Source organism: Nocardia sp. alder85J, assembly GCF_020176955.2.
Classification (GTDB): Bacteria; Actinomycetota; Actinomycetes; order Mycobacteriales; family Mycobacteriaceae; genus Nocardia.
Genome location: NZ_JAIUCZ020000013.1, coordinates 266,585 through 281,140, shown reverse-complemented (window position 1 = coordinate 281,140; position 14,556 = coordinate 266,585). Strand labels below are relative to the sequence as shown.

Sequence of the window (14,556 nt, the reverse complement as noted above, 5' to 3'; positions counted from 1 at the left end):
GTACCGGCGCGGGCCGCCCCGAACGCGGACCGACGCCGACTCCGGAACCGTTGCGGGGCAGGAGTTTCGACGTGATCTGCGGTGGGGCGGCCGATGGTTCGCCGGTCGGTGCGAGTCGATGTCTCGCGGCGCGGTGCGCTCGGCCGGACTGCCCGGCAAGCAAGGGAAATCTGACACATCGGACACCGTCGCGCCCACGGATCGGATCAGCTTGATTCTATCCCTACTGCCCTACCAGGTTGATGGGGAACGCTGTTCGGCGAGTACGGACCCCGCTCGGGGCCGCTGTGCCGGGAGGTAACGATGTCGCTGATCGCGCTGCTGGTCGGATCCAGGACCGCCGACGCACCCGCCCGCGCGCTCGCGCAGCACGTGGGCGAGGTGCTGGAACAGCTGGGGCACATCACCTTCCTGGTGGACGCCGGCGCGATCGATGCCACCGCGCTGGTCGACGGGGACACCGCCGACCCGAGTGTGGAGAATCTCGTCGCGGTGGTCGACGCCGCCGATGCGCTCGTCGTGATCTCCCCGGTGATCAAGGCCGGGTCCTCCGGCACCACCCGGCTGCTGCTGGAACTGCTGCCCGACGGCGCGCTGGCGGGTGTGCCGGTGCTGTCCCTCAACGCGGGCACGTCCGAGACCGGACTCGACGAAAGCGCCGGGCGCGAACTGAGATCGGCCGTACGAGCGTTGTCGGGACTGCCGCTGCCATGCGCCGTGCAGATCTCCGTCTTCGACATCACCAGGCACGGCTGCGCCACCACCCTCGCGGACACCGCGCAGGCGCTGGTCCACGAGGCGTTGACCGGGCTGGCCCGCGCACTCGACCGCAGCACCGCCGACGCCGCCGGGCCGCCCGGCGAACTGATCGACGCGGACACCGCGCTGCGGCGGATCCGCGACGGCGCGCTCCTGCTCGACGTACGGTCCGATCCCGCCGCCGGAACAGGGCTGCTGCCCGGCGCGGTACACGTCCGAAAGGTCGATGTCGCAACGATTTTCCGGCATTCCGCCGGGCAACCGGCGCTGATCGCCGGGCCGGAGCGGGATATCGTCGTGGTCTGCAACTCCGAGCGCGGATCAGCCGAAGCCACCAGGCAATTGCGCGCCCTCGGCTATCAGCGCGTGGCCCATGTCCGCGGCGGCGCGGCCGACCTTGCCGCTGCGGCCGACACCGACCGCGCGGCGCAGCGGTGAACCAGCGCCGCGACCGTCGACCCGCGCGGCGACCGAGAACCGCTACTGCGGCAGCGAACCCGCGTTGCGACCGTGAACCCCGCTTCGGCTGCGAACCGGTGCCGCGGTAGCGGACGGGCTCTCCTCACTGCCGGCCGGACGTCACCTGCTCGCCCGCCGTCGGCACCACCGTGATCTCGGACGGATCGCAGGTGCGGGTGCCCGCGGGCACCACCGCCGCGATCACCGCGCGGCCGGATTCCCGATCGACCAGTTGCACCGGCGGCCCGTCGGGCCCTGCCAGGTAGCGATCGCCCCACTGCATCAGGCCCACCAGCACCGGGTACAGATCCCACGACTTCGTGGTGGGCAGGTACTCGAAACGCTCCCGGCTGCCTTCCGCGCGGTAGGCCCGCCGGTCCGCCAATCCGGCGTCGACCATCTCGGCCAGCCGGCGGCTCAGCACCGATGTCGACACCCCCAGATGCTGCTGGATGTCCTCGAAACGGTATACGCCGTTGAACAATTCGCGGATCACGAGCAATGTCCACCGGCTGCCGACCACCTCCAGTGCGCGCACCACCGGACAGTCGCCCAGGCCCACCGACGTCCATTCCATGCCGCCGAGTCTACCGGTTGAGTTCTCCAGGAGAAGTCAGCTACATTCTGAGTTCTACAACAGAACTCAGGAGCGTCATGAGCGACCGCTACACCGCACTGACCGTCGGCACCTCCCGCGGCGTCACCACCGTCACGATCGACCATCCCCCGGTGAATCTCCTCGACGCGGCACTCATCGCCGATCTGGACCGGCTGCACGAGGACATCCGCGACGATCCGGCCACCCGCGTGGTCGTCTTCGCCAGTGCCGACCCGGATTTCTTCCTGAGCCACGGCGAAATGGGCCTGGTCACCGATCCGCAGGCCCTCCAGGACTACGCGGCGGGGCCGGGACCCGGTCTGTTCCAGCGGTTCCGAGAACTGCCGCAACCGACCATCGCGAAGATCACCGGCCGGGTCCGCGGCGGCGGCGCGGAATTCCTGCTCTCGCTGGACATGCGGTATGCCGCGCTCGATCGGGCCTGGCTCGGCCAGCCCGAGGTCGGCCTCGGCATCTTCCCCGGCGGCACCGGAACCCAGTTGCTGCCCAGGCTGATCGGCCGCTCCCGGGCCCTGGAGGTGATACTCGGCGCGGGCCTGTACGACGCGCGCACCGCCGAGCGCTACGGCTGGGTCGACCGCGCCCTGCCCGCAGGCGAACTCGACGACTTCGTGGACGATCTCGCGCGCCGCATCGCCGAGCAGCCGCCCGCGGCGGTCGCGGCCGCCAAGCGCGCCGTACACGCCGCCGCGGACCTGCCGCTGGCCGAGGGACTGGCGTTCGAGTCCGAACTGCTGCTGCCACTGTTCCTCGGATCCGATGCGCGGCAACGCTTCTCCGCCGTGCTCGACGCCGGCGCCCAGACCCGCGACGGCGAGCTCGATCTCGAGGGGCTGATCGATCGAACCCGCACCGCCGCCACGGATCTCGCGCCGGACCCCGCATGAGGCACGCGGCGGGCGGCTACGAACCGTAGAAGGGATCGCCCTCGACGGATTCCGACAGCCGCCCGTCCACGCCACGGGGCACATCCCCCTCGATGGTGACCCGGTACAGCACCCGGTCCTGATCCAGATGCCCGGCATCCGGGATCGCCAGATGCGCGGTGGCCCGGTTGTCCCAGAACGCGACGCTGCCGGGCTGCCAACGGAATCGGACGGTGTACTCGGCGCGGGTGGCCTCCTCCCACAGCGCGTCGAGCACATGCGCGCTCAGGCGGGGACCCAGTCCGCGGATGGTGCGGGCCGCTCGGGTGAAGCCGGGGCTGACGTACAACGCCCGCTCACCGGTCTCCGGATGCACCCGCACCACCGGATGGAAGGTGCGCAACGGCTTGCGGGCGATCGTCTCGGCCCGCGCACTGCCCTGTGCCGCACGGCTTTCGAAGGTGTGCTCGGCATCGAGGGTGTCGGCGAAGGCCCGCACCGTCTCCGGCAGATTCTCGTACGCCGCAACGAGATTCGTCCACGCCGTGTCCCCGCCGTGGGTGGGCAGGATGTCCGCCCGCAGGATGGAGAAGGCGGGCGGATTCACCAGCGCGGTGACGTCGGTGTGCCAGCTGCTGTCGTACGAGGTCCGTTTCCGCCCGTACTGCACGCCGTAGCGGCGGCTGTCGATCGGCAGGATCTCCGGGAAACCCGCCGGCGGATTCTCCTCGTACGGATGCGCGGGGGTGACCTTGCCGAACCGGCGCGCGAAGGCGATCTGCTCGGCGTGACCGATGGTCTGGTCCCGGAAGAAGACCACCTTCCAGGTCAGCAGCGCCTGCCGGATCTCCGCCACGACCGCGTCGGACAGCTCAGCGGACAGATCCACCCCCGCGATCTCCGCGCCGATGTACCCCGCCTGCGGGATCACCGTGATCGCGGATTCTGATGAAACCTTCTGGGCCGCAGCGGTTGTCATTGCACCTCACCTGATTTCCAGCCGTTCGGATCATTCCCCGAAAGGCTAGGCCCGCCCCCGGCCCGATCCGAGGGTTGCGATCGCCCAGATCGGCTACGACGTCGGTGAAGCGGGGCTGAACGACCGGATTGTGGCGTGCCACGACCCCGGCGGGGACCACATTGTCGGATATTACGAACCGATTGGTATCCAAGTCGGGGCGGCGTTACGTTACCCACAATTCCTACCGCCGAGTAACTTCGGCGGCTTCGATCGACGCAACGGAGCGACGTGACATGCCCAGACGATCGGGACGGTCGAGCAGCACAGCGGTATCCCCTTCCCCCCGGCCGCGGCGGGCCCGCCTGCGCCGGACCCTCGCGGCGGGAGTCACCGCCTGTGCGGGCGCCGCGCTGAGCTGCGTGGCCGGCGTTCCCGGCACGGCGGCGCCGATCGACGACTTCTACACTCCCCCAGCACAATTCGCGACCACACCCGGCGCGGTGGTGCGCACCGAACCCATGCCGGTGTTCGTGGCGCCGCCCGGTATCGGGCCGTGGCCGTTGAGTGCGCAGAAGGTGATGTACACCTCCCGCACGCAGGACGATGTCCCGGTCGCGGTGACCGGCACGTATATCGACGCGACCCGTCCGTGGGCGGGCGCCGGGCCGCGGCCCACGATCGTGATCGCTCCCGGCACGGTCGGGCAGGGCCGCCAGTGCGCCCCGTCGCTGGCCTTCGCCACCGGGCTCTACGCCGACATCACCGGGCCCACGCTCTCGGTCAATCAGGAGGCGCTGTCGGCGCTGGCGTGGAATGCGCTGGGCGCCCGGGTTTTCGTGACCGACTACATCGGCCTGGGCGCACCCGGCGTGCACACCTACGTCAACCGGGTCGAGGAGGCGCACGCGGTACTCGACGCCGCCCGCGCGGCGGACACCCTCTCCGGCACGGGATCCGAGACACCGCTGGCCATCTGGGGCTATTCCCAGGGCGGCGGGGCCAGCGCCGCGGCGGCGGAACTCCAGCCCTCCTACGCCCCCGAACTGTCCTTGAAGGGGGTCTGGGCCGGCGCCCCGGTCGCCGACCTGGAGGCGGTGCTGCGGCAGGTCGACGGGAATCTGATCGGCGGGGTGATCGGCTTCGCGCTCAACGGATTCCTGGCCCGCTACCCGGATCTGCGGCCCGAGCTGGACAAGCGGATCACGCCCGCGGCGAGCGGGCTGCTGCGGGAGTTGCAGGGCGAATGCATCGGGGATGTCATCCTGGAGCACCCCTTCCAGCACACCACCGATTTCAGCCTCGACCACCGGCCGCTGCTCGACGTACTGCACGATGTGCCCGAGGCCGAGGACATCCTGCGGCAGCAGCGCATCGGCGGCCTCACCCCCACCGCGCCGGTGCTGATCACCAGCGGCCGCAACGACGACACGGTGCCCTACGGACAGGCGCGGCAGCTGGCCACCGAATGGTGCGGCAGCGGCGCCACCGTCACCTTCCGCACGAACGAGCTGCCGCCGATCCTGCCGGGCTTCACCATTCCGAATCACTTCGGGCCGGAGCTGATCGACGGGTACGGCGCCAACGGCGCGATCTCATACCTCGTCGACCGGCTCGACGGAAAACCGGTCCCGGGCTGCACCTTCGATTGACCCGGGACCGGCGCGCTCACTTGCTCAGCGTGATCGCCGGATCGATGAACTCGTTGGTGGCCAGGCGATCCGGGGTAAGGTCGGCGGCCGGTTGCACCTTGCCCGCGGCGAAGATCGGCCGGGTGAGGTCGAGGATGTGCGCCACCCTGGCCATATCGAAGCCTCCCAATCCGGGACCGGTGCCGACGATGCCCTGATCGAGCATGGCGCGCACCGCGAATCGCGCGTTGTCCGCGTCGTAGGACCAGCCGGTGTCGTACTTCGCGACCGAGTCGACGATCAGCGTGTTCGCCGCGTCCGGGGCCGCGAGATAGTCGGCCGTACTGCGCTGCAACACCGGGACCAGTCGCTTCAGGCAGGCCGAATCCTTGGCCAGATCACCGGTCCGGACCGCCAGCGTCGACTTGTAGGTGTCGAATCCGGTGTCGGCGACGAGCTGATAGACCACCGGCCGGTCCCAGCTCGATACCTGATGTTCGTAGGTATAGGGCTCGGAGCTGGCGAAGCCCTGCTGCGCCGCCTTGCCGGCCGCCGCAACGAAATACGAAGGGCTGCCGTCATAGCTGGCGTCGACCTGATCCTTGTCCAGGATGCCGGCGCCGATCAGGTAGCTCATGTACGCCTCACCCTGCTGGTACAGCACCTTTGACGTGGGTGGCCTTCAGATCGGCGATGGTGTGCACCTGTGGATAGGTCTTCGGATCCCACATGATCATCTGCGGACTCTTCGCCATCGGGGCCAGCACGCTGGTCACCGGGGCGGTCGCGGAGGAGACGATGGCCTGCTCGGTGTCCAGGTTGCCGAGCAGGATGTCCTGGTCCTGATACATCCGCGAGGTCACCGGCTGGAAGCCGATCGCCGGGCCGCCCGCGCGGATCTCCATGTCGACCCCGGTGTACTCGCCGTGCGAGAACAGCGGGCCGCTGGTGGTCTTGTGATCGGCGTCGATGCGCGGCTGCTTCGTGATCAGATCGAACAGGAACCCGAATTCCGCCTCCGGATTCCAGCCCGCCTGCACCACGATCTTCGCCGGGCACACCTCGCGCAGGTTCACCGGGCCGATCGCGCCGGTGTAGCCGGAGGTGGCCGGCGCGGGATCGGAACAGGCTGCGAGCGAGGCGATTCCGATCGCCGCCGTCATCGCCGCCACCATCTTGCGGGCTCTCATCGGAGCGCCTCCTCGTTCTGCTCGCTGCCGGTCAGCCGGTAGGACCAGCCGCTGTTCGGCAACTCGGTGGCCCGGGTGACCTCGTTGTCGGTCTGGTCGTCGGATTTGCCCTGTGCCAGCAGGCCGTACGGATCGACCCGGCGTTTCAGCTCGGCCTCCGCGCGGGCCCACGGTTTCATGCCGCCGGCCAGCAGGGTCGGGGTGTGGGTGTTGGCGATGGTCAGGCCCAGTTCCTGCAACCGGGCGGTGATCCCGGCGAGGTGCTCCTGCCCGGCGAAGTCCCAGACCGGGGAGCCCTGCGCGGCCAGGCCGCCGTCGATGCGCTTCATCTCGATGTGCGTGGGGCCGAGCTCCGCGAACTCGTCGCAGACCCGCATGATCGACCGGTAGAGATCGTCTTTCGGGTACAGCGCGAGCAGGCCGATCAGGTTGCGGTTGGTGCGCTGGAAGTGCATCATCGAATGCCCCCAGGTGTACTCGTACAGCGGCAGCCGGTACGGGCCCGCGCCCTCGGCGCAGCGATGCCGGATCACCCCGCCGTTGCCGGCCACCAGATCCTCGACATTGGGCATGCTCTGCTCGGCGGCCATCATCAGCACCATCGACTCGCCCTCGGGAATCAGCGGCGCCAGATCGGGATACAGCGTGGGCAGCGGATGCTGTTGCGGGGACACCACTTTCTTGAGCACACCCTCGCTCTCGCAGACGTCGACGGCGAACCGGACCGCCTGCGCGAACTCCGGGAAGGAGATCACCAGTTCCTGCCAGTCCCACGCCGGCGCGGTGGGCAGTTCCACCTCGGTGATGATGCCGTTGGCGCCGTAGGCGTGGTGCACGATGTTGACGTCGTCACCGGTCAGTTCGATCAGCTGCGGCTGTTCCTCCACCGTCATCACCTCCAGGGCGGTGATGTTGCCGCGGTCGCGCAGAATCCCCCACTGGCAGCTGCCGATACCGGCGTGCCCACCGGCGAGGTAGCCGCCGATGGTGGCCTTGCGGGTGGTCGACGGGTGCATCCGCAATTCCCAGCCGGTGGGCCGGATCTCGGCGTCGATGTCGGCGATCAGGGTGCCGCACAGCGCCCGCACCGTGCCCAGCCGTTGCCCGACCACCCCGGTGATCCCGGTGACGTCGATGACCGCGCCACCGGTCAACGGCACGCCCTGGCCGAACTGCCCGGTGCCGCCACCGCGGGCGGTGATCGGAATCCGTTGGCGCGCACAGGAAGCCACAGCGGTGCGCAGTTCGTCCTTGGTGGCCGGGACGATGTAGACGTCGGCGAGCCTGCCGCGCATCACCTCGCGCAGCAGCGGGCTCTGCGCGAAGCGATCCCGGCTCTTGGCCCGCAGCACGCGGTCGTCCACCGAATGCTCGATGTCGCCGAGGTCGGCGACGAGCGCCCGGATCGGCTCGGGGCCCAGTGGTTCGGACATGATTCTCTCCTTGTCGCGGGTGCGAAGGTCTTCAGGCGGCGCGATACAGGCGGGAAACCCTGGCGCGGCAGTCGGTTTCGAGGTCGCGATCGCGATCGCCGGGCCCGCCGCCGCGCCGCCGGCCGCCGACGTAGACGCCGGTGATGTCGGACGCCGACATCGACAGCACCGCGAACGGCCACAGTTGCGGCGCGGGCAGATCCGCCCACGGCGTCGCCGGATCGCAGACGACGAAATCCGCGGCCTTGCCGACCTCGAGACTTCCGGTGAGCCCCGCGACACCCAATACCGCGGCGCTGTCGAGGGTGTGCATGCGCAGCACCGCGCGGGCGTCGAGGATCGCGGCGTCGCACCGCGCGGCGCGCAGCAGGTACAGCCCGGTGCGCATGTTCTGGAAGGGATCCGGGGTGTCGGCGCTGGCCTGCCCGTCCACGCCCATCCCGATGCGCAGCCCGGCGGCGCGATAGCCGGGGATGTCGGCGATCCCGGATCCCAAGCGGCCGTTGGACAGTGGATTCCAGACCATCGCCGCCCCGGCGCGCGCGGCGGTGTCGCGGATGTGCGGGGTGGTGTGGATGAAGTGGGCCAGCACCGTGTCCGGCCCGATCCGCCCGCCCGCCACCAGATCGTCGAAGCCGTCCTGCTGCCCGGCGGCCACACTCGGATCCTCGAGATAGTGCGCGTGCAGGCCGATCCCGAGTTCGGCCAGCAGTGCGCTCTCCTGCCGCATCTCCGTGACACTGTGCGGCCCCGTGGTATTCATCGACAGGGCGGCCACCCGGTGCCGGTCGCCCGCGATCAGATGCAGGAATTTGTCCAGTTCGCTGAGCCGTTCGGCGGCCGACAGCCACAGCGGCGGCGAGAACGAATAGGCGATGCGCTGCGGCGCGTCCAGTGTCGCCTGCCACTGCTCGGCCGGTCCGCCACCGAATTCGTGGGTGTGGTTGCAGACCGTGGTGATGCCGTGCCGCAGCAGATCGTGCTGGCCGTGCCTGGTGAAGGCGTACATGTCGCCGGGTTCCAGCGCGGGCCCGAATCGCTTGTGCAGCTGTTCGATCCAGGCCATCGTCCCGTGGCCGTCGGCGACGCCGCGGAACACGCTCTGCCACAGGTGACTGTGCGCGGAGACGAAACCCGGCAGCACCAGGGTGCCGCCGAGATCCACCACGGTCTCCGCCGCACCACCGCGCGGAGCCTCGCCCGCGCCGATCTCGACGATCGTCCCCGCCGCATCGGTGGCGAACCAGCCGCGGTACGGATCGCGATCGGGATCGTGCACGGGGAACAGAACGCCACCGGCGAATACGGTGCGGCCGGTCATCGGGTGCCTCCATCTCTGCCAAAACGTTTCGGCATCGGATGGACACAGCGTGCACGGCCCGGGTTGCGTCGGCGTGAACGCGCTTTAAGAACGTGTTGCCAAAACGTTTTACCGCAGCGTGTAGCATCGGCGTGAGGCCCGGACGCCCGAGGATGAGGAGACACGCTGGCCACCGCACGCCCGACCATCCGTGATGTCGCCGAAGTCGCGGGTGTCTCCGTCGCCACGGTCTCGCACGCGCTCAACGGCAAGGGCAGGCTGGATCAGCGCACTCGCGAGCGCATTCTGCGGGTCGCCGCCGACCTCGGCTATCGCGCCGACCCGCGCGCCCGCGCCCTGCGCACCGGTTCGGGCAACACGCTCGGCATCGTCGCCTCGCTGATGTCCGACGAGCACACCGATCACGACGGCCGGTTGGACTGGTACATGCGCACGGCGGCCGCGGCCGCCACCGAGAGCATCAACGCCGGCTACGCCCTCACCCTGGTCCCGCCGTCGGATCCGGAGAGCTGGGTGCCCGGACTGGCCGTCGACGGCGTACTGCTCGTCGATCCCGACCCCGACGACGGCCTGGTCGACCTGCTCGCCGATCGCGGCCTGCCCGTCGTGGTGATCAGCGGCGACTCCGGAAGACCGGACGTGGCAACGGTTTCGCTCGATCGCGACAGCGCCGTCGAGTGCGCGCTCGGCCATTTCCTGGCCCGCGGCCGGTCCCGCCCGGCCCTGGTCGTCGACTCCAGCCGCCGCCAGACCGCCGCCGGCACCCATCGGGCCTACCTCGACTGGTGCGCCCGCCACGAGGCGCCGCCGCGGGTGGCGGTCGCCGAGGCCGACCGCGCCCGCAGCGAGGCCGGACGACGGGCCACCACCGAACTGCTGCACCGCTTTCCGGACACCGACTGCGTGTACGCCCCGCTGGATTCGATCGCGCACGGGGTCGCCGCGGCCCTGGCCGACGCCGGTCGCGGCGATGTCGGCCTGATCACCGCGGACGGCATGATCGCCCGCCTGCACCACCCCCCACTCACCGCGGTCGACACCAAGCGCGAACAGCAGGCCGTCGCCGCGACCCGGATGCTGATCGCCCGGCTGCGGACGGGGGTCACGCAGCCCTCGGAGGTCTTCACCGCCGATCTGATCGTCCGCGATCCACCCGGCTGAGCTGCGGATGATCAAGAATCGGCATCCATCGATGCAGAAACGATTCAAGACCCTCGGTCGGCGCTAGAGTCGACCCGTGGGCATCGAATGTTGCTGCGCCGTCGCGGCGCCCCGGACCGAGGTGTTCGCCTGGCACAGCCGCCCGGGCGCCTTCACCCGGCTGGCTCCGCCCTGGCAACCGGTGCGCATCGAGTCCGAGGCGACCTCGCTCGCCGACGGCGTCGCGGTGCTGCGGCTGCCCGGCGGATTGCGGTGGGTGGCCGAACATCAAGCCGCGGACTACGATCCGCCGCACCGGTTCACCGACCGCCTGGTCACGCACGGTCTGGCCTCCGCCCCCATCGGCGTGCTGCCCTGGCGGCACATCCACGACTTCGAGGAGCAGGGCCCGAACCGGACCCTGGTCTCCGATCGCGTCGAGACACCGATCCCCGCCGCGATGCTGCGCCCCCTGTTCGACTACCGCCACCGCCAGCTGATCGCCGACCTCGCCGCGCACCGGGACGCGACCGCCCACGGCTACACCCCGGCCACCATCGCGATCACCGGTAGCTCCGGCCTGGTCGGCACCGCCCTGACCGCATTCCTCCGCACCGGCGGCCACACGGTCGTCCCCCTGGTCCGCGGACCCGCCGGTCCCGGGGAACGCCACTGGAATCCGGACGCCCCCGCCCCCGGCCTGCTCGACGGCATCGACGCGGTGGTCCACCTGGCCGGCGCCTCGATCGCGGGCCGCTTCACCGAGGCCCACAAGCGCGCGGTGGCCGACAGTCGCATCGCCCCGACCGAACGCCTGGCGGCCCGCGCCGCCGAGGCGGACGTCCCGGTCTTCGTCAGCGCCTCGGCGGTCGGCTACTACGGCGCCGACCGCGGCGATGACACCCTGGACGAAACCTCTTCCCGCGGCGAGGGATTCGTCGCCGACCTGGTCGACAGCTGGGAGACCGCCGCCGACGCGGCCGGCGCCGCGCGAATCGTCAAGGTACGCACCGGCATCGTGCAATCGCCCCGCGGCGGCACCCTGCGCCTGCTGCGCCCGCTGTTCAGCGCGGGCCTCGGTGGCCGCATCGGCAGCGGTCGCGGCTGGCTACCCTGGATCGGCCTCGACGATCTGGTCGACATCTACCACCGCGCCCTCTGGGACCGAAACCTCAGTGGCCCTGTCGATGCCGTCGCACCCCACCCGGTCCGCAACATCGAGTACACCGCCACCCTGGCCCGAGTCCTGCACCGGCCGGCCCTGTTACCGATCCCGTCCTTCGCCCCGGCCCTCCTGCTGGGCGCCGAGGGCGCCACCGAACTCGCCACCGCCAGCCAGCGCGTACTGCCCACCCGCCTCCAGTCCGCCGGCCACCGTTTCCGCACCCCCGACCTCGAACCGGCACTGCGCCACCTCTTCGGCCGCACCTCGGGCTGACCGCTGCTCGTCCTCGTGCCGAATCCTCGGCCCGGGACAGATCGGCTACGGCAACCGGGAGCAGTCATCGACGACGGCAACCCGTGCCGGACAGGCGAATTCAGCGCATCTCGACCTCGGCGTCGACAAGCGGGAAGCCGCAACGGTTCACAGTGGACAACAGCCTCGCCGCCGCGACACCGTGCGGTCGCCGACCACCGTGCCGTGTGCCGGACACCCGAATTCGTGCATCGCCGAGCACGAGGTCAGTGCCATCCCGGCAGGCAGGCCACTCACCGCGACTCGGCCTCAGGATCGGTCGAGGACGGACCGCGGCAACGACATCTCGCTGCGGACAAGCGAATTCGGAACGGGCACTTTCACCGGGGGCCGACTCGGAGCAGTTCGGTCACCGCGTCGGTCAGGCTGGGTAGCGGCCGGACGTCGTCGGGGAGCAGGGCCGTCGACCAGCCCGGTCCGCCCACCAGGACCCGGGCGCCGGCGTCGGTGCAGGCGCGGACGGCCGAGACCAGGGCCGTGGACTCCTGCTGGGACCAGAGCACCACCATGGCCGGGGCGGGGGTGCGGCCGAGGGCGTCGCGCAACGCGGCGGTCGGGACGTTCGCGCCGAGCATGAGCACCGCGACGCCGCGTTCGGCCAGCGCGGAACGCAGTACTTCCAAAGGCAGGGAATGGGTTTCGCCGCTGGTGCAGGCGAGGAGGGCGGTGGCCCGCGCGGCCGGTGACGGGTAGCCCTGCTGGAGGGTCGCGGCGATGCACCAGGACAACAGGTGCTCGACATCGATACAGCCGGTGCCGCGCTCCTGTTCGGCGACGATCTCCGCGAAAGCGGGGCGGCACAGCTCGTCCCAGGTGGCGACCACGCCGTGGGCGCGCAGGTGGGCGGTGAGCAGTCCGGTGACCGCGTCGGAGTCCAGGGCGAACGCGGCGCTCAGCAACCGGGCGGAATCGCCGAACGCCGCCTGCGGGCCCCGGGCCGCACCGGCGGCCCCGGCCGGGCTGACCCCGGCGCGGACGAGTTCGAGCATGCGTTCCAGCGCGGCGATGTCGGTCTCGGTGTAGAGGCGGTGCCTGCCGGGCTGATGCCCCGACGGGCCGATGCCGTACCGCTGGGTCCAGCTGCGCAGCGTCGCCGTCGGGACGCCGAGCCGCTCGGCGACCGCGCCGACGGTGTACCCGGCGCGAGGATCTGACACGGGTCCCGCGGGCATACCTTCATTGTGCCCGTAGCCCGGCCGTCCGTACGCCGACCAGGCGCATCGTTTGTGCATCGATAGTGCGGTATGGTGGTGGAGAGATCGGTCCACCGCGTCCGGCGGCGCAGGATCCGCGTCACGATCACCCGCCCCCGGCCGCACAGCGATCCGCGGAAGGAAGTACGTCGATGTGCGTGACCATCGCCCTGTTCACCCGGGATCTGCGGGTGCACGACAACCCGATGCTGACTGCGGCGTGCCGGGAGGGCGCCGCCGTGGTCCCGCTGTTCGTCGTCGACGAGGATCTGCTGAAACGCACCGCCGCCCCCAATCGGATGCGCTTCCTCGGCGCCGCACTCGCCGAACTGGACGCCGGACTGCAAGCGCTCGGCGGTCGCCTGATCGTGCGGCACGGCGAGGTCGCCGAGGTGGTCGCGAAGGTCGCCGCCGAGGCGCACGCGGAGAGTGTGCACGTGGCCGCCGATGTGAGCTGGTACAGCCGTCGCCGGGAGCGGCGGCTGCGGGAGCGGCTGGAGCACCACGACTGCCTGGTGCACACCCACCCGTCCTCGATCACGGCGGTCGACCGCTCCGAGCTGACCCCGGCGACCGGCCGGGATCATTTCTCGGTCTTCACCCCGTACTACCGGCGCTGGCGGGAGATCCCGCTGCGCAAGCCGCTGCGCCCGCCGCACGACATCGTGGTGCCGCCGATCGCCTCCGATCCGCTACCGGATTTCGCCGACAGCGCCGAGGACAGTTCGCCCGAACTGCAGGTCGGTGGCGAGCAGGCCGGCCGTAAACTGTTGCGGCACTGGCTGTCCGGGCCGGTCGAGCACTACGACACGCAGAGCGACGAACTGGGCGCCGACGCCACCTCACGCCTGTCGCCGTACCTGCATTTCGGCTGCCTGTCGCCGGCGGAGATCGTCCACCGCGCCGATACCGCCCAGCCCGGCGCGGAGGCGTTCATCCGGCAGCTGGCGTGGCGTGACTTCAACCATCAACTGCTGTGCGCGCGGCCGGACGCGGGCTGGAACGACTACCGGCCGCGGCAGACCCGCTGGCGCGACGATCCGAAGGCGGCGGCGGCCTGGTGCGCCGGCCGCACCGGTTATCCGGTGGTCGACGCCGGGTTGCGGCAGTTGCGGGCCGAGGGCTGGATGCCGGGCCGGGCGCGGCTGATCGCGGCCAGTTTCCTGGTCAAGACCCTGGGCGTGGACTGGCGGGTGGGCGCGCGGCACTTCCTGCACTGGCTGGTCGACGCCGATGTCGCCAACAACCAGCTGAACTGGCAGTGGGTGGCGGGCACCGGCACCGACACCCGCCCCAACCGCGTGCTCAATCCGATCCTCCAGGCCGAACGCCACGACCCCGGCGGCGCCTACGTCCGCCGCTGGATTCCGGAACTGGCCGAGGTGCCCGCCGCCACGGTGCACCGGCCGTGGCGGGCGCCGCTGGCGGCGCCGTCCTATCCGCCGCCGCTGGTGGAGTGCCGGGGCATGTGATCTCCCGGCCGGGGGACTCGGCGGCCTCGGATGCACAC

Annotated in this window: 13 protein-coding genes and 1 pseudogene; 7 read left to right on the top strand and 7 right to left on the bottom strand. The window is 70.6% G+C overall.

Features of this window, described 5'->3' with window-relative positions:
- Positions 1-303 precede the first annotated feature (303 nt).
- Positions 304-1,197, top strand: a complete 894-nt coding sequence (locus LBW94_RS38120; protein WP_225058459.1) for an NAD(P)H-dependent oxidoreductase — start codon at positions 304-306, stop codon at positions 1,195-1,197.
- A gap of 124 nt (positions 1,198-1,321) precedes the next feature.
- On the opposite strand, the gene LBW94_RS38115 is transcribed toward LBW94_RS38120, so the two are convergent.
- On the bottom strand, positions 1,322-1,795 hold the full coding sequence (locus tag LBW94_RS38115; RefSeq protein ID WP_225058460.1) for a winged helix-turn-helix transcriptional regulator: 474 nt from the start codon (positions 1,793-1,795) through the stop codon (positions 1,322-1,324).
- Between the two features lie 77 nt (positions 1,796-1,872).
- Between LBW94_RS38115 and LBW94_RS38110 the strand changes: the two genes are divergently transcribed.
- Complete coding sequence (locus LBW94_RS38110; RefSeq protein WP_225058461.1) at positions 1,873-2,724, top strand: enoyl-CoA hydratase/isomerase family protein; 852 nt, start codon at positions 1,873-1,875, stop codon at positions 2,722-2,724.
- 16 nt (positions 2,725-2,740) lie between these two features.
- On the opposite strand, the gene LBW94_RS38105 is transcribed toward LBW94_RS38110, so the two are convergent.
- A complete protein-coding gene (locus tag LBW94_RS38105; RefSeq protein WP_225058462.1) occupies positions 2,741-3,682 on the bottom strand; it encodes a TauD/TfdA dioxygenase family protein in 942 nt (313 codons plus the stop codon).
- A gap of 275 nt (positions 3,683-3,957) precedes the next feature.
- Between LBW94_RS38105 and LBW94_RS38100 the strand changes: the two genes are divergently transcribed.
- On the top strand, positions 3,958-5,313 hold the full coding sequence (locus tag LBW94_RS38100; protein WP_225058463.1) for a lipase family protein: 1,356 nt from the start codon (positions 3,958-3,960) through the stop codon (positions 5,311-5,313).
- Positions 5,314-5,329: 16 nt separating this feature from the next.
- Here LBW94_RS38100 and LBW94_RS38095 read toward each other — a convergent pair whose 3' ends face one another.
- The 4 genes from LBW94_RS38095 to LBW94_RS38080 are packed head-to-tail and all read right to left on the bottom strand — an operon-like array spanning position 5,330 to position 9,236.
- On the bottom strand, positions 5,330-5,929 hold the full coding sequence (locus LBW94_RS38095; RefSeq protein ID WP_225058464.1) for a hypothetical protein: 600 nt from the start codon (positions 5,927-5,929) through the stop codon (positions 5,330-5,332).
- Between the two features lie 7 nt (positions 5,930-5,936).
- On the bottom strand, positions 5,937-6,482 hold the full coding sequence (locus tag LBW94_RS38090) for a hypothetical protein (protein WP_225058465.1): 546 nt from the start codon (positions 6,480-6,482) through the stop codon (positions 5,937-5,939).
- Positions 6,479-7,915, bottom strand: coding sequence for an FAD-binding oxidoreductase (locus LBW94_RS38085; protein WP_225058466.1), 1,437 nt, complete (start codon positions 7,913-7,915; stop codon positions 6,479-6,481). The genes LBW94_RS38090 and LBW94_RS38085 overlap by 4 nt, the downstream gene beginning before the upstream one ends.
- A 31-nt stretch (positions 7,916-7,946) precedes the next feature.
- A complete protein-coding gene (locus tag LBW94_RS38080; RefSeq protein WP_225058467.1) occupies positions 7,947-9,236 on the bottom strand; it encodes an amidohydrolase family protein in 1,290 nt (429 codons plus the stop codon).
- Positions 9,237-9,401: 165 nt separating this feature from the next.
- Between LBW94_RS38080 and LBW94_RS44595 the strand changes: the two are divergent.
- From LBW94_RS44595 to LBW94_RS38070, 3 genes and pseudogenes are all read left to right on the top strand, one after another.
- Positions 9,402-9,539: pseudogene (locus tag LBW94_RS44595) on the top strand (LacI family DNA-binding transcriptional regulator); the annotation flags it as partial.
- 78 nt (positions 9,540-9,617) lie between these two features.
- On the top strand, positions 9,618-10,397 hold the full coding sequence (locus LBW94_RS38075; protein ID WP_225058468.1) for a substrate-binding domain-containing protein: 780 nt from the start codon (positions 9,618-9,620) through the stop codon (positions 10,395-10,397).
- A 76-nt stretch (positions 10,398-10,473) separates the two neighbouring features.
- Complete coding sequence (locus LBW94_RS38070) at positions 10,474-11,814, top strand: TIGR01777 family oxidoreductase (protein WP_225058469.1); 1,341 nt, start codon at positions 10,474-10,476, stop codon at positions 11,812-11,814.
- Positions 11,815-12,173: 359 nt separating this feature from the next.
- On the opposite strand, the gene LBW94_RS38065 is transcribed toward LBW94_RS38070, so the two are convergent.
- Positions 12,174-13,025: a MerR family transcriptional regulator gene (locus LBW94_RS38065; RefSeq protein WP_225058470.1), complete on the bottom strand. Its 852-nt coding sequence runs from the start codon at positions 13,023-13,025 to the stop codon at positions 12,174-12,176.
- Between the two features lie 173 nt (positions 13,026-13,198).
- On the opposite strand from LBW94_RS38065, the gene LBW94_RS38060 reads away from it, so the two are divergent.
- The gene (locus tag LBW94_RS38060) at positions 13,199-14,518 is read left to right on the top strand and encodes a cryptochrome/photolyase family protein (protein ID WP_225058471.1); all 1,320 of its coding nucleotides are present in this window, start codon (positions 13,199-13,201) and stop codon (positions 14,516-14,518) included.
- Positions 14,519-14,556 lie beyond the last annotated feature (38 nt).

Coding starts and splice junctions, on each gene's coding strand:
- LBW94_RS38120 (WP_225058459.1), top strand. CDS start 304: ATGTCGCTGATCGCGCTGCTGGTCGGATCCAGGACCGCCGACGCACCC.
- LBW94_RS38105 (WP_225058462.1), bottom strand. CDS start 3,682: ATGACAACCGCTGCGGCCCAGAAGGTTTCATCAGAATCCGCGATCACG.
- LBW94_RS38110 (WP_225058461.1), top strand. CDS start 1,873: ATGAGCGACCGCTACACCGCACTGACCGTCGGCACCTCCCGCGGCGTC.
- LBW94_RS38115 (WP_225058460.1), bottom strand. CDS start 1,795: ATGGAATGGACGTCGGTGGGCCTGGGCGACTGTCCGGTGGTGCGCGCA.
- LBW94_RS38080 (WP_225058467.1), bottom strand. CDS start 9,236: ATGACCGGCCGCACCGTATTCGCCGGTGGCGTTCTGTTCCCCGTGCAC.
- LBW94_RS38075 (WP_225058468.1), top strand. CDS start 9,618: ATGTCCGACGAGCACACCGATCACGACGGCCGGTTGGACTGGTACATG.
- LBW94_RS38100 (WP_225058463.1), top strand. CDS start 3,958: ATGCCCAGACGATCGGGACGGTCGAGCAGCACAGCGGTATCCCCTTCC.
- LBW94_RS38060 (WP_225058471.1), top strand. CDS start 13,199: ATGTGCGTGACCATCGCCCTGTTCACCCGGGATCTGCGGGTGCACGAC.
- LBW94_RS38065 (WP_225058470.1), bottom strand. CDS start 13,025: ATGCCCGCGGGACCCGTGTCAGATCCTCGCGCCGGGTACACCGTCGGC.
- LBW94_RS38090 (WP_225058465.1), bottom strand. CDS start 6,482: ATGAGAGCCCGCAAGATGGTGGCGGCGATGACGGCGGCGATCGGAATC.
- LBW94_RS38085 (WP_225058466.1), bottom strand. CDS start 7,915: ATGTCCGAACCACTGGGCCCCGAGCCGATCCGGGCGCTCGTCGCCGAC.
- LBW94_RS38095 (WP_225058464.1), bottom strand. CDS start 5,929: ATGAGCTACCTGATCGGCGCCGGCATCCTGGACAAGGATCAGGTCGAC.